Raw genomic sequence first — 19,831 nt, 5'->3', positions numbered from 1 at the left:
GGCGCGTTGGCGCGCGCGAAATCCCGGCACACACGCGGCGGTTGCTCTCTCCAGCAAAGGCGACTAGAGTTTTTGCGGCAGTTCGCCAAAGCACAGATCCCGACATCGGGGTCCAGAAGCCCAATCACATGTCGCAGCAAGGCCGCAACAAGGGAGCTTCGGTCCCCTCCTCACTCCATCCGTCCACTGTGCTGGACCAGGCAATTGCGGCGCACCGTTCGGGCAATCTGTCGGATGCGGAACGGGCGTACGCGGCCATCCTGAAGGGAAGCAGAACGCATCCCGTCGCGCTCCATATGCTGGGGCTGCTGCACGCCCAGCGCGGCAATTTTGCGGACGCCGAGCCATTGCTCAAGAAGGCTGCTCGCGTCGACCCAGGCAATCCCAACGTTCTTTTCAACTATGCCAACGTGCTGCGTGCATTGGGCAAGACGGACGATGCGCTCGCTTGGTTTGCGAAAGTGATTGCCCTGTCTCCGAACTTCGCCGATGCGCATCTCAATCGCGGAGCGATCCTGATCGCACGGCAGGAGCTTCACGGCGCCATCGCGGAATTCGATCGCGCCATTGCGATCGCGCCATCGGGCGCGGCGTTCGCAAACCGAGGCAGCGCGTTCCAGCAGCTCGGCCAGCTCGACGAAGCGCATGATAGCTATCGACGTGCCATCGAGCTTGCACCGTCGGATCCACAGTATCATTTTGCCTTGTCTGGGGTCCTTTCCCAAATGGGTCGGGACGACGAAGCGATTGCAGCGCTCGAAAGAACGGTCGCGCTGGACAAGGCCTTCCCTTTCGCGCTGAGCAAGCTGGTTGCGTCCAAGCGGCATCGTGCCGATTGGCGCAATTTCGAACGTGAACAGGCCGCACTGGACGAGGCCGTCGAATCCGGCGTGCCAGTCGACCCTCTCAGCTTCCTTTATGCCTCCTCGTCTCCTTCACATCAGTTGAACTGTGCGAAGATATTTGTGGCAAACGTCGTCCCAGAACGAGGTGCCCCGGTCCCCAGAACGCCGCCACCGGATTCCAGACTTCGCGTCGCCTACCTGTCTGCCGATTTTCGCAATCACGCCATGGCGCAATTGATGGCCGGAGTTTTCGAGGAGCACGACCGCAAGCGCTTCGCGGTCAGCGCCATCTCTTCCGGACCGGATGACCGCAGCACGATGCGCAACCGCCTGAAGGCGGCATTCGAACGCTTTGAGGATGTCAGCCATCTTGCCGACGAGGACGTGGTCAGGCTGGTACGCCGGCTCGACATTGAGGTCCTCGTCGATTTGGGCGGCTTAACTCCAGGTGCGCGAACGAACATCCTTGTGCGCCGGGCTGCTCCGATCCAGGTCAGCTATCTCGGTTTTCCCGGCACGATGGGAGCGTCATATATCGACTACGTCTTGGCCGACCGGATCGTCATCCCGGAAAGAGAGCAGAAGTATTATGCCGAGAAGGTCATTTATCTCCCGGATAGCTATCTGCCGACCGATGCGAGGCGACCGCTCCTACCAAATGTACCGGCCCGCAGCGCGGTCGGATTGCCGGACGATGCATTTGTGTACTGCGCGTTCAACAGGACGATCAAGATCACGCCCCTGCTGTTCGATGTCTGGATGAGACTGCTGACAAGGACCCCCGGAAGCGTCCTTTGGTTGCTTGATGGAGACCCGATTGCCACGGAGAATCTGAGGCGCGAAGCCGTCGCGCGCGGCGTCGCCGCCGAGAGGATCGTGTTCGCCCCATTCATGCCTCCCGACGAACACCTGGCGCGCCACCAGCTCGCCGATCTATTCCTGGACACGTTGCCCTACAACGCCCATACCGCGGCCAGCGACGCCCTCTGGGCCGGCTTGCCGGTCCTGACCTGCCTTGGCACCGCCTTTGCGGGACGTGTTGCAGCCAGTCTCCTGAATGCCGGCGGCCTTCCTGAGCTGGTGACGCGATCGCTGGACGAATATGAGGGTTTGGCGCTTCGGATCGCGCAAGATCCCGAACTCCGAGCCGCCCTCAAGAGCAAGCTGGCGGCGCACCGGTCCACTTGGCCCCACTTCGATACTGTCGGCATGACGCGACAGATCGAAAAGGCCTTCGATGAAATGTGGCGCCGGCATTGCGCCGGCGAAGCGCCGGCCTCGTTTGCCGTCCAAACCTCACCATGAGGCCGCCTTGGCGCGATCGCACCGACCGGTCAAAGCTCGGTTCCCTCGCGGCGACGTGAACCGCTCAGTGCGCTGAGACCCAGGCCCTCGCCTCGCGCTGGGCGGCCGAAATCTCGGCGTCCGACATTTGCCCGGCGACTTCCTGGCGCAGCGCCACGGCGTCCTTGCGGCCTTTCAGGGCTGCGAGATTGAACCATTTGTGCGCGGCGACGAGGTCGACGAGGCCGGAGCGGCCGCTCGCCCAGTAGATCCCGCGCTCGAACAGCACGTCCGACAGCGCGCTGGCATCGATCGGCGTTGCTGCCTCCAGATCGAAAGTACCCTGAAACATGTCGCATCCCCTTTTTTCTTATGCCGCCTCGTTCCCCCGAGCGCGGCTCCCGTCCAGATAACCGTTCAACTCATCCCCGAGTCTTTTGCCCATGCCGTTTGCCGGCTTGTTGAAGGCGATGATGGCGGGCAAATTTGAATGGCAGTTTAAGTATCGCGATGAAGCAGACGTAAACGCGAGCACAGGCCACCGGCGCGCAAAATTCAAAAAGCGACTGTCTTGCAGACACTTCTGCGATTCGTCAGATTCGGTTTACCCTGGAATTTTGGGAGAACGATAACCATCGCCTGCAGTGGCTGGTGTCCTGTGGCGTCCCCCGCCGGCTGTCATCACCCGCGAAGACGGGTGACCGTGCTGGATCGCCCGGTCGGAGGCGGGGCGAAGACACGGTGAATGGAGAAGCGACGCGCGAACGGCATGCGTCCGGCCGCAGCCCCCGCCTGCTCCAGGGCAGCGCAGCCACGTCGTGATCAGGTCAGCGATGTCGGGAAAGGAAATGCCGGCAATGCCCCGGCTTCAAGGGAACGAGGGCGTCGGCGAACACGTCAGGACCAGATTTCACCTTGGCCCGAAGGCCGCTTGTGAAATTGCGGAGCCCTTGGAAAGAGAACCGCACCGATCGAAGAAAACTCGTTTCTTCTGCCGGATCGACCTTGGCGGGCAAACCCGCGAAAGAGAACGATCCGACCGTTGACCTGATGTCTCGCCGACACCCTCTATCGTCGACCAGAACCTCTGGGAGGCGCTGATGACGTGCCGGCTGCTTTAAGAGCCGGCAACTTCAGAAGCGAAGTTACTTCTTCTTCTTCGCGACCTTGCGGGTCTTCTTCGCAGTCTTCTTCACTGCGCTCTTCGCCTTCTTCGCCTTCTTCGCTTTCTTGGCCATGTTGCCCTCCGATGTGTGAGATGGCTTTAATCGCTGCGTGCACTCGGGGATCGAATGCACTTCATCCCGAATACACCAACACGACGAAAAAAACAGCGTCTCGCTTAAAGAAGTGTTGACGGCGCAACGCGCGTGCGCTTGGCCAGCGCGACGCAGGCACACTGCATGCCCCGTGCTTGCGATCGCGGAGAGCGAGCGCATCGTCGATGTTTGCAAGCGATGCGATTGCAGGAAAACACTATGCAGCAAGTATTTTTCTGCACGCATGCATCGCGCGTGATCGATGCGGCGACGCGCATCGCCGATCCCGCGATCACCTCGCGGACGCGTTCCGCGGACTCTGAGTCGCGAATTTTGGCAACGAAAATATTTTCATGCTTAACGGCGCAAGCGCCCGTCGGAGCGCGTGCAAGCCGCCGTTTTGCGCGAATCGCGTGACGGCGATTCGGTCGTCGCATCGCCGTCGATCGGGATGAAGTTTGCCGCCGGGGACGTGCGCGATGGTCGCATCGCGAGCCGAAGGCGAGGTGACGGCACGTGTCCGTCACCTCGTTCGAACGTGTGACGTCAGACGCCGAGCTTGGACTTGAGCAGGTCGTTGACGCTTTGCGGGTTGGCCTTGCCGCCGGATGCCTTCATCACCTGGCCGACGAACCAGCCGAGCGACTGCGGCTTGTCCTTCACCTGCGCCGCCTTGTCGGGATTGGCCGCAATGATGTCGTCGACCACCTTCTCGATCGCCGAGAGGTCGGTGACCTGCTTCATGCCGCGGCTTTCGACCAGCGCGCGAGGATCGCCGCCCTCCTGCCAGACGATCTCGAACAGATCCTTGGCGATCTTGCCCGAGATCGTACCCTCGCCGATCAGGTCGATGATCGCGGCGAGCTGCTCGGCGTTGACGGGAGAGCCCGTAATATCCCGGCCTTCCTTGTTGAGACGGCCGAACAGCTCGTTGATCACCCAGTTCGCCGCCATCTTGCCGTCGCGCGCGCGGTTGCCGAGCCTGTCCAGCACGGTCTCGTAGAACACCGCGCTCTCGCGTTCGGCGACCAGCACGCTCGCGTCATAGGCCGACAGGCCGAAGTCGGCGACGAAGCGCATCTTCTTCTGGTCCGGCAGCTCGGGCAGCTCCGCCTTCAGCTCGTCGACGAAGCCTTGCGAGAACTCCAGCGGCAAAAGGTCAGGATCGGGGAAGTAGCGGTAGTCATGCGCCTCTTCCTTCGACCGCATCGAGCGCGTCTCGCCCTTGTTGGGGTCGTAGAGCCGGGTCTCCTGGTCAATCTCGCCGCCGTCCTCGAGGATTTCGATCTGGCGCCGCGCCTCGTACTCGATCGCCTGGCCGATGAAGTTGATCGAGTTCATGTTCTTGATCTCGCAGCGGGTGCCGAGCGGCGCGCCCGGCTTGCGCACGGAGACGTTGACGTCGGCGCGCAAGGATCCCTTCTCCATGTCGCCGTCGCAGGTGCCGAGATAGCGCAGGATCGAGCGCAGCTTGGTCACATAGGCCTTGGCCTGCTCGGCATCGCGGATGTCGGGCTTGGACACGATCTCCATCAGCGCTACGCCGCAGCGGTTGAGATCGACATGAGACATGTTCGGCGACCGGTCGTGCAGCAACTTGCCGGCGTCCTGCTCCAGATGCAGCCGCTCGATACCGATGGTGACGCTGCGGCCGCCGTCGAGCTCGACCAGCACCTCGCCCTCGCCCACCACCGGCGACTTGTACTGGCTGATCTGGTAGCCCTGCGGCGAGTCCGGATAGAAATAGTTCTTGCGGTCGAACACCGAACGCAGATTGATCTTGGCGTTGAGGCCCAGTCCGGTCCGGACAGCCTGCCTGACGCATTCTTCGTTGATGACGGGCAGCATGCCCGGCATCGCCGCGTCCACCAGCGACACATGCGTGTTCGGCTCGCCGCCGAACGCAGTGGACGCGCCCGAAAACAGTTTCGAGTTCGAAGTCACCTGGGCATGGATCTCCATGCCGATGACCATCTCCCAATCGCCCGTGGCGCCCTTGAGAAGCTTGTGCGTGGCCGTGCTCATGTCTTGCTCCCGAGCAGCGTGGCAGCGATCCGCTCCCACTCCGCCTCCAATGAATCCTTTGCCGCGAGCTGGCCCGCCTGGCGGTACCAATAGCCGGCATTGCCGAGATCGCCTTCGACGCGGTGAAGGTACGCATGCACCCAGGCCGCGTCGCGGCTGCTGTCGTCCCGAACGATCTTGTGCGCGCGGTCCCAGTCGCCCTTGGCCGCCCACCAGAGACCGGCGAGCGGCGCGTTCAGGTCCGGCGCAGGGGCCGCGCCGTCGAGGCTTGCGATGAAGTCAGCGACATTCACCACCACCTCGCGGGCGTGAAGCGGCCTGCGGCCTGCTCGATCACCTCGCCGAGCGAGAACAGCGTCTCCTCCTCGAACGCACGGCCGATCAGCTGCAGGCCGAGCGGCAGACCCTGCGAGTCCTTGCCGGCGGGCACGGCGATGCCCGGCAGGCCCGCCATGTTCACGGTGACCGTGAAGATGTCGTTGAGATACATCTCGACGGGGTCAGCGCCGCCCTTCTCGCCGATGCCGAAGGCCGCCGACGGCGTCGCCGGCGTCAGGATCGCATCGACGCCCCTCGCGAAGCAGTCCTCGAAATCCTTCTTGATCAGCGTGCGCACTTTCTGGGCGCGCAAATAGTAAGCGTCGTAATAGCCGGCCGACAGCACATAGGTGCCGATCATGACGCGGCGGCGCACCTCCGCGCCAAAGCCTTCGGCGCGGGTGTTCTCGTAGAGCTCGATGATGTTCTTAGCCTGCTCGCGCAGGCCGTAGCGGACGCCGTCGTAGCGCGCGAGGTTCGACGAAGCCTCCGCCGGCGCCACGATGTAATAGGCCGGCAGCGCGTACTTGGTGTGCGGCAGCGACACTTCGACCAGCTCGGCTCCGGCCGCCTTGAGCCAGGCCGCGCCCGCTTCCCAAAGCTTTTCGATCTCGGCCGGCATGCCGTCGAGGCGATACTCCCTGGGGATGCCGATCTTCATGCCCTTCACGGACTTGCCGATCGCGGCCTCGTAATCCGGCACGGGAATGTCGACCGAGGTGGTGTCCTTCGGATCGTGACCGGCCATCGAGCGCAGCAGCATCGCGGCATCGCGGACGCTGCGCGCGATCGGACCTGCCTGGTCGAGCGAGGAGGCAAAGGCGACGATGCCCCAGCGCGAGCAGCGGCCGTAGGTCGGCTTGATGCCGACGGTGGCGGTGAACGCCGCCGGCTGGCGGATCGAGCCGCCGGTGTCGGTCGCGGTGGCGCCCATGCAGAGCAGCGCCGCCACGGCCGAGGCCGAGCCGCCGGACGAGCCGCCCGGCACCAGCGTCGTGTTGCTGCCCTCACGCCGCCAGGGATTGCCGACGGGACCAAAGCACGAGGTCTCGTTCGCCGAGCCCATCGCGAACTCGTCATTGTTGAGCTTGCCGAGCATCACCGCGCCGTCGCGCCAGAGCTGCGAGGTGACGGTGGACTCGTAGGTCGGCACGAAATTGTCGAGGATCTTCGAGCACGCCGTGGTGCGCACGCCCTTGGTCGCGAACAGGTCCTTGATGCCGAGCGGAATACCGGCAAGCGGGCCGGCGTCGCCCTTGGCGATCTTGCCATCCGCCTCGCGCGCCATGGCACGCGCCTGCTCCGGCGTCTCCATCACGAAGGCGTTGAGCACGCGCGCAGCTTCGATCGCGGACAGATGCGCGTCGGTCAGCTCCAGCGACGTGAAAGTCTTGGCCGCGAGGCCCTTGCGGGCCTCGGCGAGCGTCAACGATGTCAAATCAGTCATTTATTGATCGGGCTGCAGAAGAAAGGAGACAGGGTCTTGTCGTTGGCCGGGTCGTCTTTTTTGGCGGCTGCTTTCGCGGCGGCCTCGATCTCGTCGAGCACGGCATTGACGGCGACGTTGGGGTCGGCAGCCTTGCCCTGCCGCTCCATCTTGTCGAGATAATTCATGTAGGCCTGATAGGCCTTCTCATCGTCGCAAAGCAGACACATCGGACCACGTCCTAAAAGTTACTCAACGACTTTGGGCACCAGGAAGAAATGCCCCTCGGTCGCCGGCGCGTTCGCAACGATATCGTCGGCGATCTCGCCGTCATTGACCACGTCCTGCCGCTTCTTCATCTGCATCGGGGTGACCGAGGTCATTGGCTCCACGCCCTCGACATTGACCTCCGAGAGCTGCTCGACGAAGGCGAGCATCGCGTTGAGCTCGCCCTGCAAGTGCGGAACCTCGTCCTCGGAGACCGCAATGCGCGCCAGATGCGCGATGCGGCGGACGGTGGTGGCGTCGACGGACATTATATAAGGCCTCTCACGGCAAAACCTAACCGCCGTATAGCAGAGGCCGGTTTTGCGCCGCAACCGGGGCTTTCCCCTTACCCAGCCAGCGCTTTCATGCGGGCCATGGCTGATCTGGCCAGATCCCGGGTCAATTCGGCCGCCGGCAGTTCGCGGCCCAGGGCAACGGCCTGTCCGGCCCAGAGATTGGTGAAATCCACCCTGCCCTGCTTTTCGGCAGCCGCCTTCAGCGGCCCCAGCGCGGTCGCCGCATGGGGAAATGGGGGCGCGTCCGGCGAGATCGGGCCGGCCTCACGCATCAGGCGGTTCTGGACACCGCGTGCCGGCCGGCCGGTCATGACATTGGTGATGACGGTGGAATCGTCCCGCGCTTCAGCGAGCGCCCTGCGGCCGCCGGCGCTGACCTTGGATTCCGGGCAGCGCAGATAGGCGCTGCCGATCTGCACGCCGGAGGCACCGAGCGCAAAGGCTGCGGCGATGCCGCGCCCATCGGCGATGCCGCCGGCCGCGATCACCGGCACCTTCACGGCATCGGCGACCTGCGGCACCAGCGCGAAGGTGCCGGGCTGCTCGGCGACTTTGTCGGTCAGGAACATGCCGCGATGGCCGCCCGCCTCGGCGCCTTGCGCAATCACGGCATCGACGCCGCGCTGCGCGAGCCAGACCGCTTCCTTCACCGTCGTGGCCGACGAGATGACGAGGCAGCCGGCCGCCTTGACGCGCTTGAGCAAAGCTTCCTCCGGCAGGCCGAAATGGAAGCTGACGATCTCCGGCTTCAGCTCCTCGACCACCTCGCAAAAGGCGGCATCGAACGGCGCGCGGTTCGCCGCGGCGATCGGCGCGGCGGGATCGAGACCATGCTCGGTGTAATAGCCCGTGAGCCGCTGCTTCCAGCGCGTCTCGGCCTCAGCCGTGAGCTCGACCGGCGTGTGGCAGAAGAAGTTCATGTTGACCGGCGCCTTCACGCGCTGGCGGATCAGACCGACCTGCTCGCGCGCCTTCTCCGCGGAGATCATCGCGCAGGGCAGCGAGCCCAGCGCCCCGCCTTGCGCGGCCGCAATCACCAGCTCCGCATCCATGATGCCGGCCATCGGCGCCAGCACGATCGGGAATTCGGTCTTGAAGAGGTCGATCAGTCGACGGTCAGGCCACATGGCTCGGTCTCTCTGGTTGTTCGTCCTTACCTCCCCCTCCAGGGGACGGTGAAGAATTCTTCGCTGCTGTCATCGAATTGCGTCGTCCGGCCAACAACTGCTCGGCCTCCGTTGCAATCCGCTCGACGATCTCGGCCGCCGGTGGAATATCATGGATCAGCCCGACGGCTTCGCCGGCAAAGACCGCGGCAACCTCAAAATTGCCCGCGGCCTTCGCCGCGGCATACTCCACGGCGACCTCGCTCGCGCGTTGCATGAGCTCGATCTCGCGGCCGGTCCAGCGCCTGACGTGATCATTGACCAGCGAGCGCGCCGTGAACGGGGCCGGCCAGAATAGATTGCGCGACCAGTCGAAGACGACGCCGCGCACCGTGTCGTTGCTATCAGCCGCGCAAATGCGCTGCTTCGCCTCCTCGGCGCCATTGGCCTCCACGCTGGCATAGAAGCGCGTGCCGATCAGCACGCCGGATGCGCCGAGCATCATCATTGCGGCGAGGCCGCGGCCATCGGCGATCCCGCCGGCCGCGACAACCGGTACGCGCCCTGCCGCGAGATCGACGATCGCAGGCACGATGTCGACCGTGGTGCGCGATGCGCCATGGCCGCCGGCCTCGGTACCCTGTGCGATCAGGATGTCCGCCCCGGCAGCGAGCGCCTGTCTCGCCATGTCCTCGCTCTGCACCTGGCAGATCAGTCGTGCACCGCGCGCCTTGATCCTGGGCGCGAACGGCGCGGGATCGCCGAATGACAGCATGATGGCCTGCGGGCGAGCGTCGAGCGCGATGTCGAGCAGTTCGGGCTGTTGAGCCAGGCTCCAGGTGATGAAGCCTATGCCGAACGGCGCAAAGCCCTTCAGCTCTGCGGCCTCTGTCTGAAGTCGGGCACGGTCGCCGTATCCACCACCCAGGATGCCGAATCCGCCGGCCTCGCTGACGGCGCGTGTCAGCCGGCTGCCCGCGATCGTATCCATGGGCGCCGACAGGATCGGATGCGTGATCCCGAGAAGCTCCGTCAGCGGCGTGGCGATCGGCATGAGTCCTCCCACTCTGGACAGGAAGATTAGGCGCGAATAGCATTCTTCAAAATTGAATTCTACAGAACGCTGCCATCTCAAAAGAGAAACGGGCCATGGAACTCAGCGACCTCCAGACCTTCGCCGCCGTCGCCCGCGCCGGCGGTATCACCCGCGCCGCCGAGGAGCTCAACACCGTGCAGTCGAACGTCACCCAGCGCGTGAAGGCGCTGGAGGCGGAGATCGGCACCGCGCTGTTCGAGCGGCATTCGCGCGGCATGACGCTGACCGGCGCCGGCAAGCGTCTCCTCCCCTACGCGCAAAAAATGGCGGCGCTGTCGCGTGAAGCCATACTGGCTGCGCGTGACGATGGCGAGCCGAAGGGACCGCTCGCGATCGGCTCGATGGAGACCACCGCAGCCGTGCGACTGCCACCGCTGCTCGCCGATTTTCACCGCCGCTTTCCGGCGGTGCGACTCTCGCTGCGCACCGCGACCACCGCCGATCTCGTTGCAAGCGTGCTCGAGGGCTCGCTCGACGGCGCCTTCGTCGCGGGTCCCATTGCGCATGCCGATCTCACCGCGACGAGCGCCTTCCGCGAGGAGCTGGTGCTGGTCAGCGCGAAGCGCTGGACCTCGCTGGCCGAGCTGCGCGCCGGCACGCCCGAGTCCGGCCCGACCGCGCTGGTGTTCCGCACCGGCTGCACCTATCGCCAGCGCCTCGAACAGATCTTCGTCGAGTTCGGCTGGCCTTCGGCGGCGCGCTTCGAGCTCGGCACCCTCGACGGCATGATCGGCTGCGTCGCCGCCAATATGGGCGTGACGCTGCTGCCGCGCGCCGTGGTCGAACGCAACGCGCTGAACGCTGGCGTGTCGATGCATACGCTGAGCCAGGCGCACGCACGCGCCGAAACACTCTTCATCCAGCGCGGCGCCGGGCATCAAACCAGCGCGCTCAGCGGGTTCGTCTCCTGCCTGAAGAAGGACGACGACATCATCGCTGCCTGAGACGACGTCGTGTTCCACGGCACGAAATTCCCCGACACAAATCTGTCGAGATTGAATCAAACGGCGCCACGCGTTGCGTTCGAACATCGCAGCGCAGCAGTTCGAAAAGCTTTGAAGCCCCCGCTCCTTCTACGTTAGGATGCGCCACTGGCCAGCGCGAAACCATAACGAAGCCAAACATCGGCAAAAACATCGGGAGGACTATCGATGCGCAATACGCTCGTGTTGTGCTGTGTCGCCGCGTTGTCGGCGACGATCGAAACAGCAAGCGCACAGGACTGGACCAAGTCGAAATGGGGGCCGAACGACGAGATCGGCGCCGCCAACTACATGACGCCCGAGCTCGTGGTGAAGGCCGCCTCGCTGGTGAAGACCGGCAAGACCTATGCGCTCGGCATTCCCGTCACGCCGAACACGCCGGCCTATCCGCCGCGCACCTTCAAGCTCACCATCGTGCAGCCGGGACAGGCCGGCAGCCCGGGCCTCGGTCCCAACAAGGCGACCTACAACGACGACATCCTCGACAGCTGGGTCGGCATCGGCAGCCAGCTCGACGGGCTCGGCCATCTCGGCATCGAGCACGTCTATTACAACGGCAACAAGCTCGCCGATTTCGCCGATCCCAACGGATTGAAGAAGCTCGGCATCGAGAAGGTGCCGCCGATGGTCACGCGCGGCGTGCTGCTCGACATGGCCGCCTATTTCAAAACCGACGTGGTGAAGGAAGGCACCGCCTTCAACGTCAAGGAGATCGAGGAAGCCGCCAAGCAGCAGAACGTCGAGATCCGCCAGGGCGACGTCGTCATCTTCCACACCGGCTGGCTCAGCCTGATCGGCAAGGACGACAAGCGCTACTCGGCGGGCGAGCCCGGCCTCGGCGTCGAAGGCGCGAAGTACCTGACCGGCAAGGGCGTGGTCGCGGTCGGCGCCGACACCTGGGGCCTCGAGGTGCTGCCGTTCGAATCCAAGAACGTGTTCGAGGTGCACCAGATCCTGCTCGCGATGAACGGGACCTACATCCTCGAGAACATGGACACCGCCGCGCTCGCCCGCGACAAGGGCTACGAATTCCTGTTCGTGCTCGGGCAGCCGCGCTGGACCGGCGGCGTGCAGGCCATGATCAATCCGATCGCGATCCGCTGACGCCCACACGGCCCGGAGGAAAGCCGGGTGAGGGTCTTGCAGTGTCTCGATAGAGACCACCGCTGCCCTCACCCGAACGCCGCCTCGGTTTCACGGCTCGCGAACCGAAGCGCTATTTGAGCCGAATGTCCTCATAGGACTCGATCCGACGCGGGCCGACCGAGGTCTCCTCGTGCGAATCCGCGTCGACGAGATTGCCGAAGTCGAGCTTGGTCAGTCTCGTCAGGTCCGCGATCGAGACCTGGAAGACGCTGACGTCCTCTTTGGACATCCGCTCGAGCAGATCCGCCTCCTGGATTCGGTCGATCCCCATGACCAGCTTGCGCTGGCTCATCAGGAATGCCGCTGCCTTGAGACCGTCGTCGTCCCGTCGGACCAGGATCTTCCAGAAGTATTTTGGAATTTGAATGCCGCCGAAGCTCGGATCCTTGTGCGACTTGCCGGCCGGATTGGGCAAGTCGGATCCGCTGGCATCCGGTCCGTCGAACACCGGACCGTTCATCACGATACCCTTCTCCTCGCCTTCGAGCAGAACATCGCGCGTGTAGTCCTCGAGTCCTGCCCAGAGCTGCTTGCCCTGGTTGAACGAGAAGAATTGCGGCGAGCAATTGGTGAAATGGAAGGAATCGTCGCCATGTTGCTTGGCCGCGGCGACGGTGTCGCCCCAGGTCGCATCCAGGCGGCGCACGAGGTGACCGCGGTCGAACGGATTCTTGTTGCGGTCGACCTCGAACGTGGCCTGCTTGCGGTAGAACTCGTCGCCGATCTGGGCGTCGTCATCGATGCGCGGGTCGCGCAGCCAGGAATCGCCCTCCCGCTTGCCGACGTCCTGCTGCTTCCCGCCGTCGATATTGGCGCAGCTGAAGAAGGCGAGCCCGCGCTCCTTGTTCATGACGACGCTGTAGTTGAAATATTTCAGCTCGGACTGCTTGGAGCTCCCCTTCAGCATTGCGACCCTGGATTTGAGGGCGGCGGGTATCTTCGGCAGGGGGACGGAAAATTTGCCGCTGCCGAGAAAATTCGCCCTGTAGCCGGGCCGCGATTTCAGCGTGCTCTGATCGATATGCACGGCCTCCATGGGCAGGCCGTTCTTCGCGCTGATGTGGGGCAACAGGCGGACCGGCGGAACGAGCAAGGGCTTGCCGCCGTTCTGCTTGCCGCCGTTCGGCGCTCTACCATTGCCTCCTCCCGGGCCCGGAACGGGCGGGACCATCGGGATTTCCTTCCTGAGCATCGGCAGTGGCACGCGGACCGGGACCACCAGCGAGGTCCCGTCGACAGTTTGCTCGACCCACAGATTGGCTCCGAAGGGAGTTGCCGCGGCTTGCTGCGGCACTCTCTCGGCCTCGTGCCGGGTCGGCGGCTCTTCCTCGTCGAGCACCGGCTTGATGAGGGGATGCGAGCCCACGGAAATCCTGAGATCGGCGACGATCGCGCTGATCCGGATGCCCTCGTTGGCGATCCAGTCGATCGAGGTTTCGTCCATCGCGGCATTCCACACCTTGCCGTCCTTGGTCAGCGTGCGGCCCCGCGCATCCTTCCTCGGCACACCGCTGTGGTGCAATGCGACCACCTGCCAGAAGCGGTTGAACGCCGGCGAGCCCGACGAGCCGGCGGTGGTATCGGTGTTGTACCAGAGGAAGTCACCGACATATTTGAGCAGCTTGTTCTCGCGGACGCAGACCTGCTTCATCTGCCCGCTGGGATGCTGGATGATGGTGAGGTACTCGCCCAGGTCCGCCTTGCCGGGCGCACCGCTGAGCGGCAACCATCCCCAGTCCTCGAGGTGTTCGCCGCCGGACAGCGAGGTCGGCGCCACCGCGACGATCGAGAAATCCAGCCTGTCGTTGGTGTAGAAGAACTTGCCCGGCTCAAATCCGAATCTGACCGGCACGCGCTCCTGTCCCGACATGTCCAGTTCGTAGTTGAAATCGGCGATCGAATTGGCTGCGTCTGTCGGCTTGCCGAAGACGTGATGGTTCGTGAGCAGCAGGTCGGGCCCGATCAGAAAGCCCGAGCCATAGCCGATCAGATTTGACTTGAGATCCCTGAGCTGGATGCGACAGACCGAGCGTGAGGCGGTCGTGCCCTTGGCGAGATAGTTGATGCTGTCGAGATCGTTGCCCTTGATGATCCGCTCGAGGCCGATCTCGGCCGCCTGCACGTCGCGTGTCTCGGCGAAGAGCTGGCGCTGGCGCAGGCGCTTCTTCTCGACGCTCATCTCGATCGGGCCGTCGCCCAATTTCCGGTTCAAGGCTTCTGGTGAAAACTCGGCTTGCTTGAATCGCCGTTCTGAGCCCGCGATCAGGCTTGGCTTGATGAACATGATGACCTCTCGAAAATTCGGATGAATATCGACGTGTGGACGCTGAAAATTGCGCCAAGGCTGCAGTGCGGCCTGTCTGCCGTTCACTGCCAATGATTCTTGAAAATCGGGGTCGGTGACCCCTACTACTTTAGCCAGATAAACCTATCGCGTCACAACCAAAGCGTCAATCGATGCCGGCTGCCCTGCGCGCGACATCATGTCATGGGATGCGACGTCGCTTTTGTGAAGTGCGCAACAAATGGCCCATGTTCTCGCCTCCGCACATCACGAGTTCGCAAGGGCTTGGGACAAGGGCCCTAAGCTGAGGTTCCGTCACTATCCCTTCAGAGACCACCGCCGCAGCGCCACGAGCGCCCAGATCGCCTCGACGAGGCCGAACGGCCAGGCGCCCTGGAGAAAGCCATAGGCCGAGCCGAGCGCGCAGGACGCGGCGAACAGCAGCACGAACCAGTGGCTGCGATCCTCCAGAGCATAGCAGACCAGCATCGCCGTCACGGCAAACAGGCCGAATAGTGTCAGTGCATCCATCGTCCCGGGTTCACTCCACGGCACGACGCATGCTATGCGCTGATGCCATGCCGGCTCTTATCCTCTCCCTGGTCGATGCTGCAACCCACTGGCCCGCGCGCGGCGCCCTGATCGGGCTCGACCTCGGCACCAAGACCATCGGCGTCGCCGCGTCCGATCCCGACCGGCGGCTCGCCACCGGCGTCGAGACCATCCAGCGCAAGGCGTTCAAGCAGGACGCAGCCCGGCTGCTCACAATCGCGGCCGAGCGCAAGGCGACCGGTTTCGTGCTCGGACTTCCCATCAATATGGACGGCAGCGAGGGCCCGCGCGCGCAATCGACCCGCGCGTTCGCGCGCAACCTTGCCGGGCTCACCACTCTTCCGATCGGACTGTGGGACGAGCGGCTTTCGACGGCGGCGGTCGAGCGCGAATTGATCGGCATGGACGTCAGCCGCGCCAAGCGCGCCGAGGTGATCGACGAGCACGCCGCGATCTTCATCCTGCAAGGCGCGCTCGACCGCCTCGCCAATCTCCGCTCGGCCTCGGGGACCGACTGATCCATGGCCGTCGTGATTGCGGCGCTGCTGCCGGTCTTCATCCTCATTGTGCTCGGCATCGTGCTGAAGCGCAGCCTGATGCGGCTCGACACGCAATGGCACGGGCTGGAGCAGCTGACCTATTTCGTGCTGTTTCCGATGCTGCTGATCCAGACGCTGGTGAAGGCCGACCTCTCCAAGGTACCGGTCGCCGGCGTCGGCGGCGCACTGCTGCTGTCGGCGTTCGCGATGTCATTGCTGTGCCTTGCGCTGCGCCCCGTCCTGTCGCGGCTCGGCATCGACGGCCCCGCCTTCACCTCGATCTTCCAGGGCGCAACGCGCTGGCAGACCTTCGTCGGGTTGTCGGTCGCCGCCAACATGTTCGGCGATGTCGGGCTGGCGCTCGCCTCGGTGGCGATGGTCGCGATCATTCCGCTGGTCAACGTGTTCAGCGTCGCGGTGCTCGCCCACTATGCATCGCCCGAAAAGCGGTCCGTGCGTGCGATCGTGATGACGGTGATCCGCAATCCCCTGATCTGGGGCTGCGCGATCGGGCTCGCCGTCAATCTGATGCACCTGCCGCTGCCGAAACTCTGGCACGAGGTGGCGGACGCGCTGAGCCGCTCCTCGCTCGCGATCGGCCTGCTCGTCACCGGCGCCGGCCTGCATCTCGAAGGCCTGTTGCGCCCGAGCCTGGGCGCGGCCATCGGCGTCGTCTTCAAGCTCGTGCTGATGCCGGCGCTCGCACTGGCGCTCGGTGCCTGGTTCGGGCTTTCCGGCAGCAGCCTCGCGATCGTGGCGATCTGCGCGGCGGTGCCGACCTCGCCCAGCGCCTATGTGCTGGCGCGCCAGATGGGCGGTGATGCGCCGTTGCTGGCGCAGATCATCACGCTGCAGACGATCTTTGCGGCCATCACGATGCCGGTCGCGATCGCGCTGGCGGCTTAGAGTTCGTCATTGCGAGGAGCCCTTGCGACGAAGCAATCCAGACTGCTTCCGCGGAAACAGTCTGGATTGCTTCGCTTCGCTCGCAATGACGGAGCGTGGAGCGGGCTGCGCGGCTAGCCCCCAAGCCACATCGTCAGCACCACGGCGGTCAGATTGTTGAGCGCGTGCAGCACGACCGTGAGCCAGAGCGAATTGGCGCGATAGCGCATGTAGCCGAACCAGGCGCCGATGGTGAAGACCTCGGCGAGGAAGTACAGGTCGTATTGCAGGTGCACGACGGTCCACACCAGCGACGACAGGATGATCGCGCCGGGCACGCGCAGGAAGCTTGCCGACCAGCCGCGATAGAGGAAGCCCCGCGCCAGGACTTCTTCCGACATCGGCGCCGCCACGGCGAAGGCCACCAGCAGCATCAGCGCTGCGCCCTTGTCGCGGCCCGACTTCAACAGATCGGTCATGAAGCCCGGCGTCGCCTCGCGGCCGAGCGCGCGCGACATCGTCTCCCAGACCAGAACGACCAGGATCAGGCCGACGGCGCCGAACAGCAGCTGCTTCCAGGACGGCCAATGCAGCGCGAGATAGTCGGCGAAGGACGCCTTCTTGATACGGATGGCAAGCCAGACCACGGCCAGCGTCGCCGGCAGACCCATGATCACCGACAGCGCGAGCGCCTGGGGCTCATGGCCGACGAGTTGGAGCGAAGCGATATCCATGGGAAGATCACGCTGCGCCACCAGCAGCACGATGGCACCGATCTGCCCGACGAACATCGCGACGAAGATGACGAGGCCCCACAGCGCCGTGCCCCAGAACTTCCAGACGCGCGGGGTCGCAGGAGTCTCGATCAGCGGCGGATGGTCGGGATTGAGGGTGTCCATCAGAAGGCTTTCGTTAGGGAGGCTCACGGCAGCGCCCGCTTCAGCAGAGCACGCTCGTCGCCGCTGTCCAGATCCACCGCGCCGTACATGCTGGCATGATTGGTGGCGAGACGCGTGGCGGCGAACAGGTCGGCGTGACGCGGAGAGACGCCGTTCAGCGCGGCGGCGGCCGCAAGCAGCGCCAGCTTCTCGACTGCAAGGCGCGCGACGCGCTCGCCGTCGGCGCGGCGGAAGGTCTTGCCGATGAACGCGACCGCCTCGCCTGCCCCTGGCAAGCCCTTGGTCTCGGCCGCCAGCGCCTGCAGCACCGCCATCGCAGCCTCCGCCTCGCGCGAGAGCGCCCGGAGCACGTCGAGGCACATGACGTTGCCCGAGCCTTCCCAGATCGCGTTCACCGGCGACTCCCGGTAGTGGCGCGCCAGAATGCCGTCCTCGACATAGCCGTTGCCGCCGAGGCACTCCATCGCCTCGTAGAGGAACGGCGGCGCGCTCTTGCAGGTCCAGTATTTGATCGCAGGCGTCAGCAGCCGCATATACGCGGCTTCCGCCGCATCGTGCGGCGTGCGGTCGAAGGCGCGACAGAGCCGCATCACCAGGGCTGTGCTCGCCTCGACATGCAGCGCCATGTCCGACAGCACCGCCAGCATCAAGGGCTGGTCGGCGAGATGCTTCTGGAACACGCTGCGGTGGCGGGCATGATGCAGCGCATGCGCGAGCCCCGAGCGCATCAGGCCGACGGACGCGATCGCGCAATCCTGCCGCGTCAGCTGCACCATCTGGATGATGGTGCGGATGCCCTTGCCCTCCTCGCCCACCGCTTCCGCATAGGCGCCGACGAACTCGACCTCCGAGGAGGCGTTGGAGCGGTTGCCGAGCTTGTCCTTCAGCCGCTGGAACTGGATCGCGTTGACCGAGCCATCCGGAGCAAAGCGCGGCATGAAGAAGCAGGTCAGGCCCGCTTCGGCCTGCGCCAGCACCAGGAACGCGTCGCACATCGGCGCCGACATGAACCATTTGTGGCCGGTGATGCGATAGGCATCGCCGTCGCGCACCGCGCGCGTCATGTTGGCGCGCACGTCGGTGCCGCCCTGCTTCTCGGTCATGCCCATGCCGAGCGTCATGCCGCGCTTCTCCCACCACGGCGCGAAGGCGGGATCATAGCTCTTCGTCGACAGCACCGGCATCACGCGCGCGAGCAGATCCGGTTGCAGCGCCAGCGCCGCGACGGAGGCGCGCGTCATCGTGATCGGACAGAGATGGCCGGTCTCGACCTGCGAAGCCATGTAGAATCTCGCCGCGCGAATGACTTCGGCGGCATCGCCCGCAGGCTTTCCGTCCGCCGTCCACGTCGAATTGTGCACGCCGGCATGCGCGCTGTGCGCCATCAATTCGTGATAGGCGGGATGAAACTCGACCTGGTCACGCCGGTTGCCTTTCGAATCGAAGGTGCGCAGCTTCGGCGTGTTCTCGTTCGCCAGGCGCCCGCGATCGGCCATCGCGGCAGAGCCCCAATGCTTGCCGAATTCCGACAGCTGCCGCTCCGCCGCCGCGCCGCCATTGGCCCTGACCGCATCGACCAGCGGCCGATCCACCGCAAAGAGGTCGACATCCTCGAACGGCGGTGACTGGTTGAAGACCTCGTGGGTCGCGAAACTCGGCTGGGTCATCTGCGCTTCCTCGGGTCGGACCTTTAGTTCCGCCGCGGCTGGATCGGGAAATCATAGGCCGCCCCGCCCGCCCCCGGCAGGGAAAAATGCCACCACTCCTTCGAATAGTTCACAAAGCCTTGCCTGGCCATGGCAGCGACCAGCCGCTTGCGCCAGGCGCGCTGCTCCGGCGTGAGCGACGGTGCCGCGGTATGCCCCCTCGCGTCGGTGCAGTCGTAGCCGGTGCCCATGTCGACACTGCCCTCCGGCGATCGCGCCTCGACCGGCGCCGTGCAATCGGCATAGACCTTCGCTGGATCGAACGTGGCAGAGTTGTCGGCCTTGAGGTCGACCAAAGTGAGGTCGAGCGCGGCGCCCGTGGAATGCTGCGAACGGCTCGCGATGTAGCCGAGGCGGAACAGCTCGGTCTTGGATATCTTCGGGTTGTAGCGCCGCTCGGCCGCGGTCTCGTGGCCATTTTGCGACCACTTCACCATGTCGAGCGAGGCCCGCGCCGGACGATAGCAGTCGAACATCTTCAGCGACAGGCTTTGCGCCGCCAGCTCCTGTTGAACGGCCTTCAGCCGCAGCCCGACCTCGCGCTTCACCACGCATTCGCCGGCGCCGTAGCCGGCGAGCGGACGGCCGACGAAATTGTTCGACGTGGCGTAGCGGATGTCCTGCACGATGGTCGGGTCGATGTCGCGCAGATAGACGAAGCCGCCGGGGAGCGATTGGGCGTGGGCTGCGGAGATTGAGGTGATTGCGAGAAATGGAATCAAAACTGGTCTAGCGAAGCGCATTCATTTCCCCTGTCATTCCGGGGCGGCTCGAAGAGCCGAACCCGGAAATCTCGAGATTCCGGGTCTGGCGCGTTCGCGCCATCCCCGAATGACTGAGTGGGAGACAGATCAGGGGATAACTCACTTCCTCGTCTTTGCCCCTTGCCCACCCACCCATCCACGCCTATAGCTC

Annotated in this window: 18 protein-coding genes; 5 read left to right on the top strand and 13 right to left on the bottom strand. The window is 64.5% G+C overall.

All coding sequences use genetic code 11. The features are described from left to right. The first annotated feature begins 128 nt into the window (after window positions 1–128). On the top strand, window positions 129–2,150 hold the full coding sequence (locus GPL20_RS15275) for an O-linked N-acetylglucosamine transferase, SPINDLY family protein (protein WP_157330296.1): 2,022 nt from the start codon (window positions 129–131) through the stop codon (window positions 2,148–2,150). A gap of 64 nt (window positions 2,151–2,214) precedes the next feature. Here GPL20_RS15275 and GPL20_RS15270 read toward each other — a convergent pair whose 3' ends face one another. The 8 genes from GPL20_RS15270 to GPL20_RS15230 form a co-directional block, all read right to left on the bottom strand. After that, a complete protein-coding gene (locus GPL20_RS15270; RefSeq protein ID WP_157330295.1) occupies window positions 2,215–2,481 on the bottom strand; it encodes a hypothetical protein in 267 nt (88 codons plus the stop codon). A 1,453-nt stretch (window positions 2,482–3,934) separates the two neighbouring features. Further along, window positions 3,935–5,413, bottom strand: coding sequence for an Asp-tRNA(Asn)/Glu-tRNA(Gln) amidotransferase subunit GatB (gene gatB, locus GPL20_RS15260; RefSeq protein ID WP_157330294.1), 1,479 nt, complete (start codon window positions 5,411–5,413; stop codon window positions 3,935–3,937). Continuing rightward, a complete protein-coding gene (locus GPL20_RS15255) occupies window positions 5,410–5,712 on the bottom strand; it encodes a hypothetical protein (RefSeq protein WP_254125963.1) in 303 nt (100 codons plus the stop codon). Before GPL20_RS15255 ends, gatB begins: the two co-directional genes overlap by 4 nt. Further along, entirely contained in the window at window positions 5,703–7,178 is a 1,476-nt protein-coding gene (gatA, locus tag GPL20_RS15250; RefSeq protein WP_157330293.1) for an Asp-tRNA(Asn)/Glu-tRNA(Gln) amidotransferase subunit GatA, read from the bottom strand. Before gatA ends, GPL20_RS15255 begins: the two co-directional genes overlap by 10 nt. After that, the gene (locus GPL20_RS15245) at window positions 7,175–7,387 is read right to left on the bottom strand and encodes a hypothetical protein (RefSeq protein ID WP_027547180.1); all 213 of its coding nucleotides are present in this window, start codon (window positions 7,385–7,387) and stop codon (window positions 7,175–7,177) included. The genes gatA and GPL20_RS15245 overlap by 4 nt, the downstream gene beginning before the upstream one ends. An 18-nt stretch (window positions 7,388–7,405) precedes the next feature. Then, the gene (gene gatC, locus GPL20_RS15240) at window positions 7,406–7,693 is read right to left on the bottom strand and encodes an Asp-tRNA(Asn)/Glu-tRNA(Gln) amidotransferase subunit GatC (protein WP_157330292.1); all 288 of its coding nucleotides are present in this window, start codon (window positions 7,691–7,693) and stop codon (window positions 7,406–7,408) included. 77 nt (window positions 7,694–7,770) lie between these two features. Further along, window positions 7,771–8,847: an NAD(P)H-dependent flavin oxidoreductase gene (locus GPL20_RS15235; protein WP_157330290.1), complete on the bottom strand. Its 1,077-nt coding sequence runs from the start codon at window positions 8,845–8,847 to the stop codon at window positions 7,771–7,773. After that, window positions 8,837–9,880 (bottom strand): NAD(P)H-dependent flavin oxidoreductase, encoded by a 1,044-nt coding sequence (locus GPL20_RS15230; protein WP_157330289.1) that lies wholly within the window; start codon window positions 9,878–9,880, stop codon window positions 8,837–8,839. Before GPL20_RS15230 ends, GPL20_RS15235 begins: the two co-directional genes overlap by 11 nt. A gap of 95 nt (window positions 9,881–9,975) precedes the next feature. Here GPL20_RS15230 and GPL20_RS15225 point away from each other — a divergent pair, with 95 nt between their 5' ends. Together GPL20_RS15225 and GPL20_RS15220 are read left to right on the top strand one after the other, a co-directional pair. Continuing rightward, window positions 9,976–10,866 (top strand): LysR family transcriptional regulator, encoded by an 891-nt coding sequence (locus tag GPL20_RS15225; RefSeq protein ID WP_157330288.1) that lies wholly within the window; start codon window positions 9,976–9,978, stop codon window positions 10,864–10,866. 207 nt (window positions 10,867–11,073) lie between these two features. Beyond that, window positions 11,074–12,009, top strand: coding sequence for a cyclase family protein (locus GPL20_RS15220; RefSeq protein WP_157330286.1), 936 nt, complete (start codon window positions 11,074–11,076; stop codon window positions 12,007–12,009). A 112-nt stretch (window positions 12,010–12,121) separates the two neighbouring features. Here GPL20_RS15220 and GPL20_RS15215 read toward each other — a convergent pair whose 3' ends face one another. Further along, the gene (locus GPL20_RS15215) at window positions 12,122–14,335 is read right to left on the bottom strand and encodes a DNA/RNA non-specific endonuclease (RefSeq protein WP_157330285.1); all 2,214 of its coding nucleotides are present in this window, start codon (window positions 14,333–14,335) and stop codon (window positions 12,122–12,124) included. 318 nt (window positions 14,336–14,653) lie between these two features. Continuing rightward, complete coding sequence (locus tag GPL20_RS15210; RefSeq protein ID WP_157330283.1) at window positions 14,654–14,866, bottom strand: hypothetical protein; 213 nt, start codon at window positions 14,864–14,866, stop codon at window positions 14,654–14,656. 47 nt (window positions 14,867–14,913) lie between these two features. Between GPL20_RS15210 and ruvX the strand changes: the two genes are divergently transcribed. Next, window positions 14,914–15,405, top strand: a complete 492-nt coding sequence (gene ruvX, locus GPL20_RS15205) for a Holliday junction resolvase RuvX (protein WP_167533044.1) — start codon at window positions 14,914–14,916, stop codon at window positions 15,403–15,405. Between the two features lie 3 nt (window positions 15,406–15,408). After that, window positions 15,409–16,332, top strand: coding sequence for an AEC family transporter (locus GPL20_RS15200; protein ID WP_157330281.1), 924 nt, complete (start codon window positions 15,409–15,411; stop codon window positions 16,330–16,332). A 113-nt stretch (window positions 16,333–16,445) separates the two neighbouring features. On the opposite strand, the gene GPL20_RS15190 is transcribed toward GPL20_RS15200, so the two are convergent. From GPL20_RS15190 to GPL20_RS15180, 3 genes are read right to left on the bottom strand one after another with little or no spacing between them, the layout of a single operon-like run. Next, the gene (locus tag GPL20_RS15190; protein ID WP_157330279.1) at window positions 16,446–17,210 is read right to left on the bottom strand and encodes a CPBP family intramembrane glutamic endopeptidase; all 765 of its coding nucleotides are present in this window, start codon (window positions 17,208–17,210) and stop codon (window positions 16,446–16,448) included. 23 nt (window positions 17,211–17,233) lie between these two features. Continuing rightward, the gene (locus GPL20_RS15185) at window positions 17,234–18,877 is read right to left on the bottom strand and encodes an acyl-CoA dehydrogenase family protein (RefSeq protein ID WP_157330278.1); all 1,644 of its coding nucleotides are present in this window, start codon (window positions 18,875–18,877) and stop codon (window positions 17,234–17,236) included. A gap of 23 nt (window positions 18,878–18,900) precedes the next feature. Beyond that, window positions 18,901–19,659 carry a M15 family metallopeptidase gene (locus GPL20_RS15180; RefSeq protein WP_157330277.1) on the bottom strand — a complete coding sequence of 253 codons (759 nt, stop codon included), beginning with the start codon at window positions 19,657–19,659 and terminating at the stop codon, window positions 18,901–18,903. Window positions 19,660–19,831 lie beyond the last annotated feature (172 nt).

The organism is Bradyrhizobium cajani (genome assembly GCF_009759665.1).
In the GTDB taxonomy this organism is placed as follows: domain Bacteria; phylum Pseudomonadota; class Alphaproteobacteria; order Rhizobiales; family Xanthobacteraceae; genus Bradyrhizobium; species Bradyrhizobium cajani.
The sequence above is the reverse complement of the archived record's forward strand: the minus strand, read 5'-3'. Positions and strand labels throughout refer to the sequence as shown.